The sequence below is a fragment of the Mojavia sp. genome, assembly GCF_059505145.1.
The window spans coordinates 194,729-212,668 of record NZ_JCACKA010000135.1; the positions used below are offsets into that span (position 1 = coordinate 194,729).

Genomic DNA, 17,940 nt, shown 5'->3' on the forward strand with positions numbered 1-17,940 from the left:
AATCTTGGGCTTATTGCTGCCGTCTTTGCTTATGGGACTGCCAAAGTTTATCGCAACCCCAAATCAAGATTCCTATAGCGAAGCCAAAAAGTAAACTGTAGGTGATGGATGCGGTAAAGCGATTGGCCACTGGAGTGTGCAAAGCTTTGAGGATAGGATCATTTCCCACTTCCACCAAGGTGTAACTAGATGCCATGATTCCACCTGCGCCAATGCCAGTACCGACAGCTAAGATGGAAGGTGGACGAAACACAATCAGCTAAAGCAATGGCAGAATTTACAGGCGATTCAATATCAAAGTAGCCGTGACAAGAAAGGTGAACGACTTGCACATCCGGCGAATTTGCCACGGCTTGCGAAAAAGCTTGTTTGGTGGCTTGGGCTTTTTTTAAAACAGTGGTGGGGTGGAAGTAACGCGCAACTGTTTCTACTTCTATATTGGTATCGGATGCGGTTCCAGTAAGCAATACCCAGGTTGTTTTGCGTCATTGCCCAATCTATGGGAAAGCGATCCTGGGTAAAAACAGTGAGTGCAATTTCATAACCTGTGATGGCAATTTCCAGATTATTCGCCCGGTTCCCCAAGGGAAAATCCCACATCCGGTTACTGAAATTGATAATAACTAATGAAATACTTCGTGCTGTGTCTATTTCTAAGTCTGGTAGAGTTGCCATTGCCCAACTGCGTAAAATTTGGGCAAAGTTCATGTCTAGCTTGTCTCGGTTCGCTTTCAGCAGTGGGTGTATCACCTTGGCATCGCCGTCACTGTTTGCTGTAGCCTTAAGTACCTGCGATAAAAACTCAAGCTGGGGGTCAGATATAGGGGTTGTGTTTGCGTCTGTGCTACTTTTGGACGGGGATAATCCTAGCTTTTGAGTTATCTGACGGCGAATTGCTTGTAAAACATTCCACAGCATTGGTTTTTACCCTAACTTCCAGCACTCTCGGCATCAATTGAGGTATTCTTCACTTTACAAACCTGTAATTCCGCAAATCAGCATTCAGACGTAATGAATTGCGTCTCTACATGATACCAATTTGCATTTAGAAACGTAATTTCACAATTTTTATTCGCTATCTCCCCCACAGCAAAAATTACGTTTTAGAAGGCGGAATAGGATGAATACTTTTAGAGGTTGTTTCAAAAGTATTGTTATTAACATTAAAGTCTCTCAAACCTAACCCCCCTAGCCCGCTTCCCTTGTAGGGAATGGGGGTTTTTAGTATACTTTATGCCTTTCCAAACATCCTCGGCTCTTGGCGGAGGGCGATCGCCTTTCTTATTCTCATACTAAAGTAGTAATTTATACTTGTAGACACTACTTTGATAAAAAATAATCAGCATTTATCAGCAATTTTTTAAAGAATTTTATCTAAACTTCATGTTTAGGCTAAATTCAATTAGCAAAAGCTGCAATTACTTTCTCAAAAGTAACTTTTGCTTTCTCAAACTCCAGCTTGTTTTCTCATTTCGGTAGATTTAGCAAGCAAAATTAAGTTTTGCTTTCTCAAACCCCAGTTTGCTTTCTCATTTCGGTAGATTTAGCAAGCAAAATCAGCTTTTGCTTTCTCATTTCGGTAGATTCAGCAAGCAAAATCAGCTTTTGTTTTCTCAAACCCCAGTTTGCTTTCTCATTTCGGTAGATTTAGTAAGCAAAATGAAATTTTGGTTTTCAAAATGGTTGATTGCTTTCTCGTTTGAGTAGCTGAATGAAGATGCACTATATACAGCCTTGACGAATGCAATTCGCGGTTCATCTTGCACACAAACGAAGCCCGCCTGTGCTGACTAAAGTCAAATCAAGGTCTTGAAACCCATGGAGGTGGGTTTTGTTTGTGTAGACGCGGTTTCTAACCGCCCGTTTTGCGTTAAGTTGACTATAAAAAAGCAATAGGGTAGCACAGCTGTGCTACCCTACTAAATTCTGTATTCTTCTTCAACAAGGCATTAAAGCATCTAATCTCCCAAGCACTGCCATATCTTCTGCATCCAACTCCATAGGAATACCACTACGAATTAGTTCCGAAAAATCTTCATTTGGTACCATAATTGTCAATGTGTACAAGCGACTTGAACCTGTATTTTTAATCAAATGAGTGCCAGTCGGAGGTACTAATAAACTATCTCCTGTTTTAATTGGTACTTTCTTGCCATCACAAACAGCTATTCCTTCACCTTTGAGTACAAAAAACATTTCCACTGCCCATTGGTGGCGATTTGGTGGAGTTTGCCCACCAGCATCAAAAATTTCCACACAACAAGTCAAGGATGTATTAGCGTTTGCTGTATCGAAGATAATTGCTAATCGATTTGTGTCCTGGGGACTGATGCGATATACTTGGTAATCTTTCGGAGACTTGATCACAGGAATTACACATTTAGAAGCGTGCATTTATGTATCTCCTCTTGAGTTTTTGATAATTCTGAAAACCTATGATTTCCTGGCTCTGAAACTTGAGTTATTAGTTGTAAACCTAGCTACAAAAGTACCGATTACTAAATAAATTTCAGGTATTAGAACTCGCCATTTGTTTGCAATGCTGTAAAAATTGCTTGCGAGTCAGCCACAAAACCAAAGCATTGTTTGACGTTGTACAAAGTCGCTAGCCAACAATATTCGGGAGATGTGGTTGCGGTACAGTCTTTGACTAATACGCAGTCATATCCTAAAAAGTTAGCATCGCACAAGGTAGCCATCACACATTGGTCGGCATTCACACCAGCAAAGAACAGTGTCGTCTTTCCGAGGTTGCGTAAGATACTATCTAAGGGAGTATCCCAAAATCCACTCATGCGATATTTATCGACGCGAATATCTTGTGGTAGTTGTTGTAGTTCGTCTACTACTGCTGCTGCCCAACTACCAGCCATGAGTACCTTAGCACCATTACTAGGTAAGGGATTACCTAATCCTACGCCCTCGCCTGTAGGATTGTAGACGTGATGCAAGCCAGCACTAATATTGAGTAAATCAGGACGATTTCCCCAATTTAGCCAAATTATCGGTACACCAGCCAGACGGAGTTTAGGAAGTAAATTTTGTAAAGGTTCAATGGGCTGACGCGCCGGAGTCACGTCTACGCCAATATGCGCTAACCAGCCATCGGGGTGGCAAAAGTCGTTTTGCATATCAACGACGATAATGGCGGCTTTGGCCAAGTCTAGGCGCAGGGTTTTAGTTTCTGTTGATAAGATAACGGGTTGTGGGGTCTTTTGCGGACGAGTAATGTCTGCGATCGCATGATTCACTGCCCAAGCATTTGGTGCAACTCCCAATGTCCGAAAAGGCTGATTCATAAACTTGCAATACCCAACACCATTTTATATTTTGTAGCTTGAAATTCTCTTAAGCGTCCGATTACTTAATCAAGGTTAAAATCGTGAACTTTACTATCCAAAATGTTTTAATTGCCACCCATGATGCTTACACAACTGTTGATGTTCAGGTTGTGGATGGTAAAATCACCGCTATTGCACCGCATCTAGATGTGGTTGGCGCTGCCTTTGATGGTACAAATAAGCTGTTGCTTCCAGGATTCATCAACGCCCACACCCATTCTTCAGAAATGTGGCAACGAGGAGCAATACCGCCTTTGCCTTTAGAATTATGGTTGGCGGAACTTTACGAATTTGCCCCTCTCGATTTAGAAAAGGTTTATCTCAGCGCCTTGGGAACGGCGGTAGAAACTCTACTTTCTGGCGGTACGAGTGTAGTAGACCATTTGGTGTTAATTCCCGGACAAGAGGTAGAAACCATTGCCACAGCAACTCGCGCTTACAGAGAAGTGGGGATTCGCGCTTTTATCGCCCCCTTAATTCAAGATGAATCCCTGACAGCAGGTATCCCATCAGGTGAATCACAACAAACTCATGAGCCTTATTTTCGCTCAACGGTGGCAACATTAGAATTTATAGAAGAGGTGGTGAAACAGTTTCATCGCCCGGATGAAGGTGTCAGTATTTTAGTTGCACCAACTGGGATTCAATTATGTAGTGATGCTTTGTTTACTGGATGCATTGAATTAAGCGATCGCTATAATCTTTGCCGTCACTCTCACTTACTCGAAACCAAAGCCCAAGAAAAACTCGCCCAAGAGAAATACGGTTGTACTGCTGTTGAACACCTCAAGCGGATTGGTTATTTAGGCGATCGCACTTCTCTTGCTCATTGTGTTTGGTTGAGTGATGCTGATATTGCTATCCTTGCTAAAACCCAATCTACAGTTGTCCATAACCCTTTGAGTAATTTACGTTTAGGTAGCGGTATTGCCCCAATCTTAAAATATCGTCAAGCCGGGGTAAATGTTACCTTTGGTTGTGATGGAGCCTCTAGCAATGACTCGCAAGATTTGCTCGAAGCAATTAAAATTGGGTCTATCTTGCACAACATTACAGATTTAGATTATCAGCACTGGATTACACCCCGACAAGCAGTAGAAATGGCAACATTGGGAGGTGCAAAGGGGCTGAACATGGGAGATAAACTCGGTTCCTTATCTGTGGGTAAACAAGCCGATTTAGTACTTTATGATCTCAAAAATTTATCGTTGCTTCCCCGTACAGATCCCATTGGTTTGTTAGTTCTAGGACGTCCTACTAATGTTGTTGATAGTGCTTGGGTAAGTGGTAAGCAAATTGTTGCTAATGGCAAAGTTAATACCATCAACGTTGAGAATTTACAGCAAGAATTATTCAATCACAGCCAATGGGATACTCAGCGCCAGTCTCAAACTGTAGCGCAAATCGAAGCTCATTATCGCACAGTCATGGGTTTACCGACACGAGATTTGGGTTATTCTTGAGCAAAGACCAAAGTAGCCAACGCCCTAGAAGGATATCGCTACAATAAACCTCTTGCATAAGTTCATATTTTGTAGATCGAACCACAGATAAATATCGGTGGTTCTTTTAAGTTTTATTTGATTTTTCGCAACAAGCCTAGGGTAACTCCAAAAAATAAATTATCCAATTTTACTCCTTCAAAACGGCTTTCCCTGCTCCCTGCTCCCTGCTCCCTGCTCCCCTGCCATCAAAACGATGGAATATTTTTTTACTTGGAAGTCCCTACCCTCTATCGTGAGTGTTTTGATTTGAGCGTTGGTTAAATAAACCTGTCATACTCAAACCAGTGATCAACAAACCGACTAATCCCAAGCCATTTAAAATTGGATAAATTGTTTCTAAATGTAATATCTCTAGAGTGTGAAGCCGCAGAATAATACCGCCTAATTCATCTTGATGCAGCCATTCATGAGCAATTGTATAGCCCATTCCAGTTAGGACAGTCAAAAATAAGGGCAAGCATAAGGCGATCGCAATTTGGCGATGATACCGCCGAAACATCCGGTTCATAAACAAACTTTAAAAAATTAACTCTGAATTATAAACCCTGAACCTTCTCCCTGTACAGAATTAACTTCCAAAGTGCTGCTATTTTTTTCACAATAATTGTTAATTACATTCAGTTTCATAATTACAGGGTTATTCCAAAAATATGGCGATAGTTAACTCTTAGAGAACACTTTAACGTTTCAATTGTTTAGGCGCTAGATATCTAAAAATCGATTTATTTTTATAAAAACTAATTACTTGACTTTCGAGATACATTGTAGTACATCATCAAATAATATTTGCTAACAAAATTCTTTAATAAAAGACAGATTATTCTGTATTCTTTGTAGCTTAATGTTTTAGTAGTGCAAACTTGTGAGTCATTATGGAACGTGCAATTTCCGCGCTAGGAATATTAGTTTTCATCGGTATATCTTATGCCTTATCTGTCAATCGCAGTGCTGTGCGTTGGCGAACTGTGGCTTGGGGTTTGGGGTTAGAGTTTATATTTGCACTGCTGATTCTTAAAACACCAGGCGGTTTAATTATATTTAAATCTCTAGGAGATGTAGTCAGCAATTTTTTAGCATTTTCTGATGTTGGCGCAAAGTTTGTCTTCGGCGAGAATTTCAAGGATCATTTCTTTGCCTTCCAAGTGCTACCTACAATTATCTTTTTCTCTGCTTTTATCAGCGTCTTGTATTACTACGGTATCTTGCAACGGGTAGTGAATGGGCTGGCGTGGGTAATGATGAAGACAATGAAAACATCAGGATCGGAGTCTTTATCTTGTGCAGGCAATATATTTTTGGGGCCAACAGAGTCAGTACTAATTGTTAAACCTTATGTGGCGACAATGACGCAATCGGAACTTCATGCAGTGATGACTGGTGGATTTGCCACAATCGCCGGGGGAGTACTAGGAGCATATTTATCGTTTGGAATACCTGCTGAACATTTAATTGCTGCTTTTTTTATGACAGCCCCTACTTCTTTAGTGGTATCAAAATTGCTTTACCCAGAAACGGAAGTATCTGAAACCGCTGGTAAAGCAAAGATTGATGTCAGAACTAATTACGTTAATGTAATCGATGCTACCACCACGGGAGCAATTGACGGTGTGAAGCTAGCAGTTAACGTTGCCGTGATGATCATTGCTTTTTTGGGTTTACTAGCTGCTGTAAATGCGCTGCTGGGATGCTTGGGAGGACTAGTTAGTTTGCCGCAGTTGTCTTTGCAATGGATTTTGTCTTTTATCATGGCTCCTGTAGCCTGGCTGATGGGTGTGCCTTTGGCTGATTGTAGACAAGTAGGAGCTTTATTGGGTACAAAGACGATTCTCAATGAGTTTATTGCTTTCTTGGATTTAAAAACCCTAATTGCCAGTGGCAATATTTCCCAAAGAGGGATAATTATTGCCACTTATGCATTGTGTAATTTTGCCAATATTGGTTCTATTGGAATTACTATTGGTGGCATTGCAGGCATGGCACCAAATCGTCAACATGACTTAGCTCGTATGGGGGTAAAGTCGATGATTGGTGGTTTACTTGCAGGCTTTATCACCGCTTGTATTGCGGGAATACTGGTGTGAAAAGATATCATGTTTGCTCTTTTTTGGTATAGCCCAACTTCCAGTTACTCGGTTGTTTTAACTGATCTACTTTTCCGTGGGCAATCCACCACAGAGCAATCCTTGTGTTCAAATATCCTTTCACTAGATAATGTCCTGGCTTGGCAGAAATCCCCTCCATAGAATTACTGCGGCCATAGTTTATTGTGCCACAGTATGTCTTGGTTTCTGGTAATGTAACTGTAATTAAGTAGTCAGGCGTATGTCCATTTGGAACCATAAAGATACCATAGACATGATGCTGACCACGCCAAGGCTGAACTACTAATTTCTCTGGATACGTATAGTATTTTTCAGCTTTTGCGGAAATAAATCCCCATGAGTGACAACTAGTGACAGGCGATCGCTTGTTAGCATAAGAAAAGCCAAGGATGCCAACTAAACTAACCACAAATAAGATGTAAAAGAATTGATTTCTTCGCACTTTTTCAATCCAATACTACTTTTCTTAGTTTTATTTTAACCAACTTAACAAAAGTGCGATCGCAGTCAAAATATTACAATAAACGTAGTTTATGAAGTTGGTGTAAAATGCCAATTAATACATGATACATACTTCAGCATTATATAATTTCAATAATTTTATTAATTACTTATAAATACTGCCATGCTGCTTCTTCCTCTGGTTTTAACCAATCTTTTTGCAGCGATGGTTCACTCATAATAGTAATGTCTAGCATTTTACGCTGCTGGTGCTTGGCTTGTAAAAATAGAACAAAATCTAAAATTTATTGCAACAACGGTTCAGGTAATTTTTCTAGTTCTTGTGTAATCTGTTCTTTAATTATCAGTGTCTGTACTTATGTTTCAGCAATATCTGAAATAATATTTATCGTATCGGGTTTTAAAGTAAAAAATAAAATTCAATTAATTCTGCCTCTTCAAATTAGGAATCGCTTTACCATATATAAACTTACGGGTTGCATATTTTTCTGGTAGAGATAAAAATTCTTCTAAATTAACTTGACCTACTATGTTAACCATAAGTTGCACAAAAAATTAGCTCATCGATATATCCTACAAATGACAGACTTCTTAGCTAACAGGCATTACCTGAAGAATGCGGACACTTACCAAGGCTACCGCCTCAGCCTGAATTAACCTTAGTCTGTTAGCTGACATACGAGCAGCGATCGCTTCGATGTTGCTAAATTAACATAGGATAATCAAAATTAAAGCTAGCTAGCTGAATCAATAATGGTATCTACTCCTACACCGTTCTCGGATACTAAAAACCATTGGGCACGCTTATTTATTGAAGCTTTATCGGGGCGTCGTATTTTAAATGGGTATCCTAATGGGACTTTTCGCCCCGATAACTCAGTAACCCGCGCTGAATTTGCTGCCATTATTGCGGCAGTTTTTACATTACCTTTAAAGCGACAGTATGTCCCTTTTAATGATGTGCCTGCTAATCATTGGGCAGTAAGTGCTATTAAAAAAGCTTATGAAACAGGATTTATTACTGGATACCCCGATAAAACTTTCCGCCCTAACGATAGAATCGCTAGGGGTGATGTTTTAGTTGCTATAGTCAACGGCTTAGAGATTGCCAATAAGATAAAACCTGACCTGTTGAGTGCATTGCCGCAATTGTATCAAGACGCAGCTGCGATCGCAGGTTATGCTAAAAACCAGGTAGCTCTTGCAACAAGTGCAGGGTTAGTTGTTAGCTACCCAAATATAAAAATACTCAACCCCAATATAGCGGCGACTCGTGCTGATGTAGCGGTGATAGTCTATCAAGCTTTGGTTTATCTAGGGCAAGCTGACAAGATCACCTCTGCCTATCTGGTAATACCACCAACATCAACACCCACCCCAGTAACGCCTACTACCGTCAAGGTAAATCATCAGCGAGAGTTTCGCGGGGCCTGGGTAGCAGCAGTATGGAATAGTACTTGGCCTTCCAAAGCCGGACTACCTGTTGCTCAACAGAAATCTGAACTACTGGCAATTATCAATCGATTACAGGCGCTGAACTTTAACGCCTTAATTTTACAGGTAAGGCCAGAAGGCGATGCCCTGTATGCTTCTACTTTAGAACCTTGGAGTGCTTGGCTTACAGGAACTCAGGGTAAAGCTCCAGAACCATTTTACGATCCGTTAGAGTTTGCGATCGCTGAGTGCCGTCAGCGCAATATAGAAGTTCATGCTTGGTTTAATCCTTACCGTGCCAAGTCTTCCATTCAGCAAGGGTCGAATGTCCGTCCCCACATAGCTGTGACTAATCCCGAAGTTGTTTACCAATGGGGTAATCAGTTGTGGATGGATCCAGGCGTGAAACTTGTTCAGGACAGAGCTTATAACGTCATTATTGATGTTCTGCGTCGTTATGACGTGGATGCTATTCACTTAGATGACTATTTTTATCCCTATCCGATATCGGGTCAGACTTTCCCCGATAGCAAAACCTACGCAGCTTATAAAGCCGCTGGCGGTGGACTCAGCTTGAGTGATTGGCGGCGGGAAAATGTTAATCTCATGGTACTGCGTCTATATGAAGGAATTAAAGCCACAAAGCCTTACGTTAAATTTGGCATTAGTCCCTTTGGTATTTACCGTCCCGGACAACCACCAGGCACTACCGGCTTGGATGCCTACGATGTGCTGTATGCTGACGCGAAAAAATGGTTAGAACAAGGTTGGGTTGATTATATCGCTCCTCAACTTTACTGGCGCAACGACCAAACACAACAAAGTTATTCTGCGTTGCTAAAGTGGTGGACACAGATAAACACAAAGCAAAGACACGTTTACGCTGGTAACAATCTTACAGAACCAAGCAACAAGAGTCGGGAAAGTGAAGAGATTGAAAAGCAGGTAAAAATTAGTCGTAGCCAAGCAGGACTATTATCACTGGGGAATATCTTCTTTAATGTAGGTGTTTTGATGGACAATAGCCAGGGTATTGCTGATAAATTCCAAAGTGTGCTTTATAACAAACCTGCCTTGCCGCCAACTTTATCTTGGCAGAATACAACAGCACCAAAACCTCCCACACTACTACTATTTAATAACGGCAAACTCAATTGGCAACCTGGTGATAATCAGCCAATTCGTTCCTGGACGCTTTATCGGCAAAGTGGTGATAGTTGGGTACTTCAGCAAGTTTTGCCTGCTGGCACAACCTCTGCCGCTGTTGGGTCGGGAACCTATGCTGTGTGTGCAGTAGATAGGTTGGCGAATGAGAGTCTAGGTACTGTAATTACAGTTGGTTAAGTTTCAGATTGAAACCACAGATAAATTATCTGTGTTTATCTGTGGTTTTACTATATATCTTTCTCTATCTCGATGATATTGTTCGGTTCCAACTACTACCAAGGCAAAGCGTCGATAGTGAAGATTGAGCAAAATTAGCTCAACATTATGCCGCAATACAAAGTGTGTCTGGATTTAAATTACAGCATCGTTTACTTTGGGCTTTTTGATGAAACTGGATATAAATGGGCGTTCAAAGATTAAATAAAACGGATAGGCAAATACCAGCGACATTACCACACCCATCACGTAAGACAAGGTTGCAAACATGAATGGCGACAACGGTTGGCTAACAAGGAAGTAACGCAGCAACACTAAAATTGGCCCGTGAGTGAGATACAAACTGTAAGAAAATGTTCCTAGTGCGATCGCCCAAGGATGCTCTAATATCCTCAAAATTGACGGTAGCTTTTTTCCATCTAAGGAAAGCTTGGTGCAGTAAATAAATAGACAAGCAACCGCCAAACCAAAGAAACTCCGGCCAATCCAGATATCTAAACCTAGTTGTTTCCACTCGGTTACAAAAGCAATAGCAGTAAAGACAATAGCCAATAAATCCCACCGCAGAGAATTTCTCATCGCAATTAACTGAGGTTTTTGCGAAAATCCAATATCTGTTGCTGCCATTCCCAAAGCAAAGATGCCAAGCAACCAAGGATTGGCTGTTTCAAACAATCTATTCAAGAGATATAAAGGTGCTGTACCAATTAAAAAGGCACTAATAACAACTGTTAGCAACCCAAAACGCCGCCATATAGGTAGCAATAAGAGGGGAAAGAAAAAGTATAACTGCCATTCACTAGCAACAGTCCACATTGGTGGATTAATGGCAATATGTGTGCTAGGGCTGAGATTGTGAATTAGTAGCAGGTAGGATAAGACATCAATCAAGGAAAATTTTGGCTCAAATGACCCTTTTCCTGCAAACTCATTCCATTGAAAAGGTGTGAATCGTTCTATTAAAAAGATTGCGATCGCTAATAGTATACAGAAACCTAAAGCCGCATAGTAAGGTGGTAAAATTCGCCGCGATCGCCGTTTAATATAATCTAGTAAACCTCCTGAAACATAACCCTTTTGAGAGCGCACTACTGACAGCATTAACCCGTAGCCAGAAAGTACAATAAAAATCACTACAGCAAACGCACCATATCTCAGGAATTTACCAAACCATAACCATAATGTTGGCAATTCTTCTCCTATAGAAGGTTCAATGTGGACAAGTACTACATACAAAGCTGCTAGTCCACGTAAGCCATCTAGATAATGAAGATGTAGTTTCTTCTCAGAATGATTTTTCTGCAATTGATTCATGTAGCTAATCTCCTGCAAACTATTTACCAATATTTAATTTGCTTTTACTAAAGTGGCAAAGCAAATATTTGACATAACAAGCTGCCTTGGTTTTGTAGTTTTTTGACTTTAATATGCACAATGCAAGGAAAAAACCGGATGAATCTTATTGATTTTCCAGTTCACCGCAACAAGTACTGCTTATCTTTAATGCGACGTTAGGCAAATGCAAAATTACAAAAACTGCTTACAAACCAATCTTCTCTAGTTTGCAATCGAGCAAAATGATATCCAAGATATCCCGAAAATTAGATATTCTAGTTACCGATTCAGCCTGCATTTCTATTAGAATCCTAAAATTTCGTACTGATGCTAATTTGAAACAAGCTTTTATTAATTGGAATAGATTCACAACCAAATATTATCGCTTTATCAGATTATCTATTAGGTTGCCAGTGTATAAAATCTGGTATTGCTACAGGTGATTATCTTCAGTTACTCAGTGAAAAAATCACTTATTCCACAAAATTACAGCAGACTCAGCGAAATGATGAGTGGATTTCCTTCACTCGTATCCGAATATAATATTGAAAAATCTCCCAGGAAGTTTCTCAGATATCTAATACCAAGTTGCAATCAAAAGTAGCAACTGTCATTGCGAGCGAAACAAAGTGGAGCGAAGCAATCTCCCCTAACGAAACATTACTACAACAGAAGGCAACTTGGTCTAAGCACATCAAGGTGGGGTTTCCCCAGCTTCAGCTATGATGTTGAAGTTGACCATCGGCGCAAACAAATAAAAGTTACCCCGACTACTATAACGGCTTTCTTGTAGCCAGTTTCTAGAGTCTACTGCTGTAATCATGATATGCCAAGATAATTTACATATTAACCAGAGCGTCTTGATAGCGACACAGTAAGTTTATATAGATTATCCTACAACTAAATAATATTAATTAACAAAAATATTCGTTTAAATATTAATTAAAAATATCAAGTTATTATGAAGTATCAAATTTACAATTAAAAAGCCATTAAATGGTACATAAATAGTAAAAACTGTATATTTAGTTTCAAAATATTTGTAGCAAAATTATAATTTTTAAATAAAAACTCTGGAAATATCATAAACTTTTAACAGTCAGCTAGGAGTGGCTTGTATCATTTGGAATTGGATTTGATTAATTGCGGGTTTAACTATTGCCTTATTATTGAATCTGTGATTTCGTACACTAAACCTTTATCAGTTTCAGCTAATATAGTTGATTTGGTACAAGCTCTCAAATATTGTAAACCCAGGCAATATATCAGAGAGCCGCAAGCTGCTATTTTCTCAATAACAATCTAAACTTTGCTAATTCTTGCTCCTGTACCCACAACCATATCTATAGCCAAAATGACTAAATTATGCCTGCAAAATGTGTCACCTCATAATCCTAGTACCTGCATTAATAGCTATTGTTATTAATGACCTCAGCAAGGATGAAAAATTTATTTTTTATCCTTCATCCTTTAAATGGCATTGAGATAAATTTTCACCAAGCTTAGAGTCCTTATTTGAACATTCAAATAGATGTAAACCTAATTGCTGGGAAAGTTCTTCACACACCTTTACACCTCGCACGCTATTACCACGCATATCCAACAGTGGCGAAAATACTCCAATTCCCATCTGATGCGGTACAACAGCTATGATTCCCCCACAAACGCCGCTTTTAGCAGGAAGACCAACTTTATAAGCCCATTCACCAGCAAAGTTATACATTCCGCAAGTGTACATAACGCTCAAAATGTCTTTAATGTAACTGCTTTTTACTGCTTGTTCTTGTGTAATGGGGTTTCTACCTTTGTTCGCCAAAGTTGCTGCCATAACTGCCAAGTCACGGCAATTTACTATCACAGCACACTGTTGGAAGTAAAGATCCAAGGATTCCTCAATATTCTGGTCAATCATGCCAAAGTTGAGCATTAAATGCGCCATTGCTCGGTTGCGATGACCTGTACTGCGTTCTGAGGTAAACACCGAAATATCAACGAATACATCACGGCCAATGTATCGCCGGAACATATCCAACATCCGGTTAAGGCGTTCGGTTGGATCAGATCCTTTAATTAAGCTGGTGGTGGCGATCGCCCCTGCATTTACCATTGGATTTAATGGTCGATTTGATTTTTCATCCAGAATAATCGCGTTAAATGCGTCTCCTGTAGGTTCCACGCCCACTCTAGTCAAAAAATAATCTCGTCCATGATCCTCAAGAGCCAGTCCATAAGCAAACACCTTGGAGATTGACTGAATTGTAAACAGCTGCTCGTAATCTCCAACTTCATAAACCTGACCATCTACAGTCACAATGCAGATGCTGAACAAGTCAGGATTCACTTTTGCCAGCTCCGGAATGTAGTTTGCTACTGTACCTTCTTGCAGTAACTTGTATTTGGAATGCAAATCCTCGATAACGGATAGCAATGGCGATCCAACTCTCTCTAAATCTCCTTGATTTCCCATGAGGCTAACAGCTTGCTCTAAAAAATCATACTTAATTAACTACTGTAGGTATAAATGCGATTTTATTGCTTAGATTGACAAACTGATCTATGTATACCTGTAACTTTTGCTTAATTTTCTGATACTGGTTTTATTCAATTGTAAAAAATATAACATTAACCTTAATCTGTTATTTAATTTTTAGATTACGCAATTTTACGTATACAACATAAAGGTTTATTACCAGACTTAAATTTTAAATTTAAATATTTAGATAAAATAATAACTATAAATTCTAATTTATTTTCCATAACTTTTAGCCTAAAAATCTTTATCTTAGAGGGTTTAATGGCAAATAATCAATATGTAATTTTATTTTAAAACTTTTATATTGATAAAAATTTAAAATCAATTTTAAGTAATAGCACGTAATCAATAATACACGATAATTTTAAAACGCTGTGGCAGTTAAAAAGGCTGTTTGCTCAATTTAATCGACCAAAAATGTTAACTTTCCAGAATAAAAGTTTTACTTATCGAAAAAAACGTTACACAGCTAAAATCCGCATATAGGAAAGGTTTGACGCTTGAAATCGAAATCTAAATTTGCTAAAGTTACCAAGATCTACGCTAAAACCCTGATCCCCAAGCTCAATGGTTCGTGTTAGTCTGTTGCAGTTATAAACAAGAAGTGAAAGCGGAACGAGTTCGAGTTGTAGGGGAATAACACTTTCGGTGGTACAAAATTCCACGAACCATAAAAACTTCTGTTCTACAGTCGCTTTAAAATCGGACGCATGAATCAAAGACATTTGTGGACTATTGTCGCCCTGTCTCTAGCTGTTTTAGGGACATCCTCAGCCGGTCGGACTCAAACTACTACCAAGGGAAGTTCTATAGCTCCCCAACAATCACCTGTTAGCGATGTTGTCAAAGTAGGAGAGTACCAATCCTCAGCAGGGAAAGTTACCTCTGATGCTGTGATGACAGAAATTCATCCTCACAACATCAAAGGTCGTCAGGCGGCAACCCTTTTTATCCGAAATATTCCTGTTCTTACCTTTTTGAGTTCTTCGCCAGTTGCAAATGCTGATAGTAAAGTTGGCGCAACTGGAGACGCTGGGGGCGTACAAATGTACGCCCCTATTGCTAACAACTCACCCAAGGTTGCAAGTGTCGGGAATGTAGCGAATGTGGGTAACCAAATTAGTGCTACTCCCAATGACCCGGTTCAGAAAGCTGGTGTAATAGCAGCTAGAATCAACCAGTTACTCCGGGAAAACGTGGATGCTACTCAGATTATTGTTAGCTGGAAGGGAAATGGCGAATCAAAAGTTGCCAATCAAGCCCAGAATAAAGGTTCTTCTTCCCAGCAAAAGCCAGGCGATCGCTATGTGATCAAACTCAAGGGCGAAGAACTGGTGGAAATTAATGAAAATACACGCCTAGCAGATTCCACCAATAATCTTGCACAAGATGCATTGCAAGCAACCAACCGCCTGCGTAGGCTGATCGGCAATGCATCTCCCATTAGCGAAATTGCCGATTTACCAGTTCGCCTACCAGTGTCAATGCCAAAGTTGCCACAAAAAATTGCCATTGGCCCAGTGCGACTCAACTTCAGAGGCATGGCTTCTTTTTACGGCTATGATGGTTCTGGTACCCGTACTGCTAGCGGTAAAAGGTTCAATCCCGAAGGAATGACTGCCGCTCATCGTAGCTTGCCCTTTGGTACAAGGGTTCGCGTTACCAACACCCGCAATGGTCGTTCTGTAGTGGTGTCAATTGATGACCGAGGCCCTTATATTCGGGGGCGGATTATTGACCTTTCTTTTGGCGCAGCTCGCGTTTTAGGAATGATCAGCAGTGGCGTTGCTCCAGTACATATTGAAGTTTTAGGAAAATAAAACAACTGAGTAATGTTCACTTTTGACAGTTGGCGCTTAATTTTCAACTGTCAACTTCATCTCTACTTGCTACTCCCTACACTCTGCTTTCTATTAGCTATCACTTAATTCCCCTAGTTCAAACATTTCTTACCTCTGTTTCAGATATAAACTAACGGGGGAGGGATAACGAAGAACTAGGGGTATTTTGTGCGCCTGTTGACAACAGTTGCAGCTTTAAGCTGCTATTTAACTAAACGCCACTCGGAAAATAAACAAGCATTTCCAGAGGATTTGGTACTAGATGAAATGACTAGCTGGTACCAGACTGCGGTCGGTCTTGTGCCGACGATGGGAGCATTGCATGAAGGTCATTTAAGCTTGATTGAACGAGCGCGGCAAGAAAATTCCACGGTGATTGTTAGTATTTTCGTCAATCCCCTGCAATTTTCTCCAAATGAAGATTTGCAACGCTACCCCCGAACTCTGGAGCTAGACATACAACTATGTAAACAAGCTGGGGTAGACGTAATTTTTGCACCTACTCCGGAAGAACTGGGAATTCCCCAGAAGAGTATACAAGAATCGAAGGTGACACAAGTAATCCCTCCATCTGCTATGATAACAGGCTTGTGTGGTGGTTCCCGGCTAGGTCACTTTCAGGGCGTGGCTACGATTGTGACCAAGCTTTTTAACTTGGTACAACCTGACCGAGCCTACTTTGGTCAAAAGGATGGTCAGCAACTGGCAATTATTAGAAGATTAGTAGCTGATTTGAATTTTCCAGTAGAGATTGTTGCTTGTCCAACGGTGCGAGAAGTGTCTGGTCTGGCATTAAGTTCTCGCAATCAATATTTGACTGCAACAGAAAAAGAGCAAGCAGCGGTGTTATATCGCAGCTTACAAGAAGCTGAGGCTGCCTTCAAAGCGGGGGTTCGCAACAGCAACCAGCTGATAGAGGTAGTTAAGCAACAAGTGGCAATGGTCAGTAATGTCGTAGTGGAATATATTGAATTGGTTGAACCGTCTACGTTGATGTCTATAGAAAAAGTTGAGGAGGAAGCAATGCTCGCGATCGCAGCTCGTCTTGGTTCTACACGTTTAATTGACAATATCATCTTGTGCGATCGCCAACCTATCATCGCCATTGATGGGCCAGCTGGTGCTGGAAAATCTACAGTAGCTCGTCAAGTTGCAGCCAAACTAGGGCTGGTGTATTTAGATACAGGCTCTATGTATCGTGCCGTTACTTGGTTAGTGCTGCAAAAGGGAATTGCCATTGACGATGAGTGCGCGATCGCTGAATTAGCCCACAAATGCGAAATCCAACTTACTCCCAGCCAAGATTTGCAATCGCCCGTACAGGTTTGGATTAATGGTACTGATGTTACTCAAGTAATTCGGTCTATTGAAGTAACATCTAAAGTATCGGCAATAGCTGCACAGAGTTCTGTACGTAAAGCATTGGTGAAACAACAGCAAAGCTGGGGTAAAAGAGGTGGTTTAGTAGCCGAAGGACGAGACATTGGTACGCATGTGTTTCCTGACGCTGAAGTAAAAATATTCTTAACCGCTTCTGTCAGTGAACGCGCACGTCGTCGCCAGCAAGACTTTAAAAAACAAAGTCAGCCTGAAGTAAGCTTAGAGCAACTGGAACGTGACATTGCTGAACGTGACTGGAAAGATAGCAGTCGCAAAGTTTCGCCCTTGCAAAAAGCCGCAGATGCAATTGAGATTAAAACTGATGGTCTCAGTGTTGCTGAAGTCACAACACAAATTGTTAATTATTGCCAACAGCTTTTATCTCGTTAGCCTCTTGGTCATATGAGCGGTGAATGAGTGTTAGTTCATTCACCATTCTTACAAGCTAGAGATTAAAAGATGGTATCAGATGATTTTACAATCAGCTAAAATTTGTCTAAATCAAACTAGTAGGTATGATAATTAGTTAATTTTGATAATAATTCATCTGGCCTGAGACTGATTTGAATTAATTTTTGTCATGCTATTAGGGAAATCTTTAAAGCTAGAGCCTGATCGCTAACT

15 protein-coding genes are annotated in these 17,940 nt (G+C 40.3%); 6 read left to right on the forward strand and 9 right to left on the reverse strand.

What is annotated here, in order from left to right; genetic code table 11:
- Positions 1-10 precede the first annotated feature (10 nt).
- Entirely contained in the window at positions 11-253 is a 243-nt protein-coding gene (locus AC5JL8_RS36520; RefSeq protein WP_495884670.1) for a hypothetical protein, read from the reverse strand.
- Positions 186-467, reverse strand: coding sequence for a CHAT domain-containing protein (locus AC5JL8_RS36525; protein ID WP_495884571.1), 282 nt, complete (start codon positions 465-467; stop codon positions 186-188). Before AC5JL8_RS36525 ends, AC5JL8_RS36520 begins: the two co-directional genes overlap by 68 nt.
- A gap of 83 nt (positions 468-550) precedes the next feature.
- On the opposite strand from AC5JL8_RS36525, the gene AC5JL8_RS36530 reads away from it, so the two are divergent.
- Entirely contained in the window at positions 551-877 is a 327-nt protein-coding gene (locus AC5JL8_RS36530; protein ID WP_495884572.1) for a hypothetical protein, read from the forward strand.
- A 1,061-nt stretch (positions 878-1,938) separates the two neighbouring features.
- Here the strand turns inward: AC5JL8_RS36530 and AC5JL8_RS36535 are convergent.
- On the reverse strand, positions 1,939-2,394 hold the full coding sequence (locus tag AC5JL8_RS36535; RefSeq protein WP_495884573.1) for a cupin domain-containing protein: 456 nt from the start codon (positions 2,392-2,394) through the stop codon (positions 1,939-1,941).
- A gap of 122 nt (positions 2,395-2,516) precedes the next feature.
- Entirely contained in the window at positions 2,517-3,299 is a 783-nt protein-coding gene (locus tag AC5JL8_RS36540; protein WP_495884574.1) for a cysteine hydrolase family protein, read from the reverse strand.
- Positions 3,300-3,382: 83 nt separating this feature from the next.
- Between AC5JL8_RS36540 and AC5JL8_RS36545 the strand changes: the two genes are divergently transcribed.
- Positions 3,383-4,804 (forward strand): amidohydrolase, encoded by a 1,422-nt coding sequence (locus AC5JL8_RS36545; RefSeq protein WP_495884575.1) that lies wholly within the window; start codon positions 3,383-3,385, stop codon positions 4,802-4,804.
- 262 nt (positions 4,805-5,066) lie between these two features.
- Here AC5JL8_RS36545 and AC5JL8_RS36550 read toward each other — a convergent pair whose 3' ends face one another.
- Entirely contained in the window at positions 5,067-5,354 is a 288-nt protein-coding gene (locus tag AC5JL8_RS36550) for a peptidase (protein ID WP_495884576.1), read from the reverse strand.
- A 364-nt stretch (positions 5,355-5,718) separates the two neighbouring features.
- Between AC5JL8_RS36550 and AC5JL8_RS36555 the strand changes: the two genes are divergently transcribed.
- Positions 5,719-6,927, forward strand: coding sequence for a NupC/NupG family nucleoside CNT transporter (locus tag AC5JL8_RS36555; RefSeq protein ID WP_495884577.1), 1,209 nt, complete (start codon positions 5,719-5,721; stop codon positions 6,925-6,927).
- A 7-nt stretch (positions 6,928-6,934) separates the two neighbouring features.
- Here AC5JL8_RS36555 and AC5JL8_RS36560 read toward each other — a convergent pair whose 3' ends face one another.
- Positions 6,935-7,357, reverse strand: a complete 423-nt coding sequence (locus AC5JL8_RS36560; protein ID WP_495884578.1) for a hypothetical protein — start codon at positions 7,355-7,357, stop codon at positions 6,935-6,937.
- 806 nt (positions 7,358-8,163) lie between these two features.
- Here AC5JL8_RS36560 and AC5JL8_RS36565 point away from each other — a divergent pair.
- The gene (locus AC5JL8_RS36565; protein WP_495884579.1) at positions 8,164-10,188 is read left to right on the forward strand and encodes a glycoside hydrolase family 10-like protein; all 2,025 of its coding nucleotides are present in this window, start codon (positions 8,164-8,166) and stop codon (positions 10,186-10,188) included.
- 174 nt (positions 10,189-10,362) lie between these two features.
- On the opposite strand, the gene AC5JL8_RS36570 is transcribed toward AC5JL8_RS36565, so the two are convergent.
- The 3 genes from AC5JL8_RS36570 to glsA all read right to left on the reverse strand — a co-directional run bounded on the left by AC5JL8_RS36570 (position 10,363) and on the right by glsA (position 14,029).
- Positions 10,363-11,541 (reverse strand): acyltransferase family protein, encoded by a 1,179-nt coding sequence (locus AC5JL8_RS36570; RefSeq protein ID WP_495884580.1) that lies wholly within the window; start codon positions 11,539-11,541, stop codon positions 10,363-10,365.
- 715 nt (positions 11,542-12,256) lie between these two features.
- Positions 12,257-12,385 carry a hypothetical protein gene (locus AC5JL8_RS36575; RefSeq protein WP_495884581.1) on the reverse strand — a complete coding sequence of 43 codons (129 nt, stop codon included), beginning with the start codon at positions 12,383-12,385 and terminating at the stop codon, positions 12,257-12,259.
- 633 nt (positions 12,386-13,018) lie between these two features.
- Entirely contained in the window at positions 13,019-14,029 is a 1,011-nt protein-coding gene (gene glsA, locus AC5JL8_RS36580) for a glutaminase A (RefSeq protein ID WP_495884582.1), read from the reverse strand.
- Positions 14,030-14,805: 776 nt separating this feature from the next.
- Here glsA and AC5JL8_RS36585 point away from each other — a divergent pair.
- Together AC5JL8_RS36585 and AC5JL8_RS36590 are read left to right on the forward strand one after the other, a co-directional pair.
- Positions 14,806-15,915, forward strand: coding sequence for a septal ring lytic transglycosylase RlpA family protein (locus tag AC5JL8_RS36585; protein WP_495884583.1), 1,110 nt, complete (start codon positions 14,806-14,808; stop codon positions 15,913-15,915).
- 189 nt (positions 15,916-16,104) lie between these two features.
- Complete coding sequence (locus AC5JL8_RS36590) at positions 16,105-17,706, forward strand: bifunctional pantoate--beta-alanine ligase/(d)CMP kinase (RefSeq protein ID WP_495884584.1); 1,602 nt, start codon at positions 16,105-16,107, stop codon at positions 17,704-17,706.
- Positions 17,707-17,940: the final 234 nt, after the last annotated feature.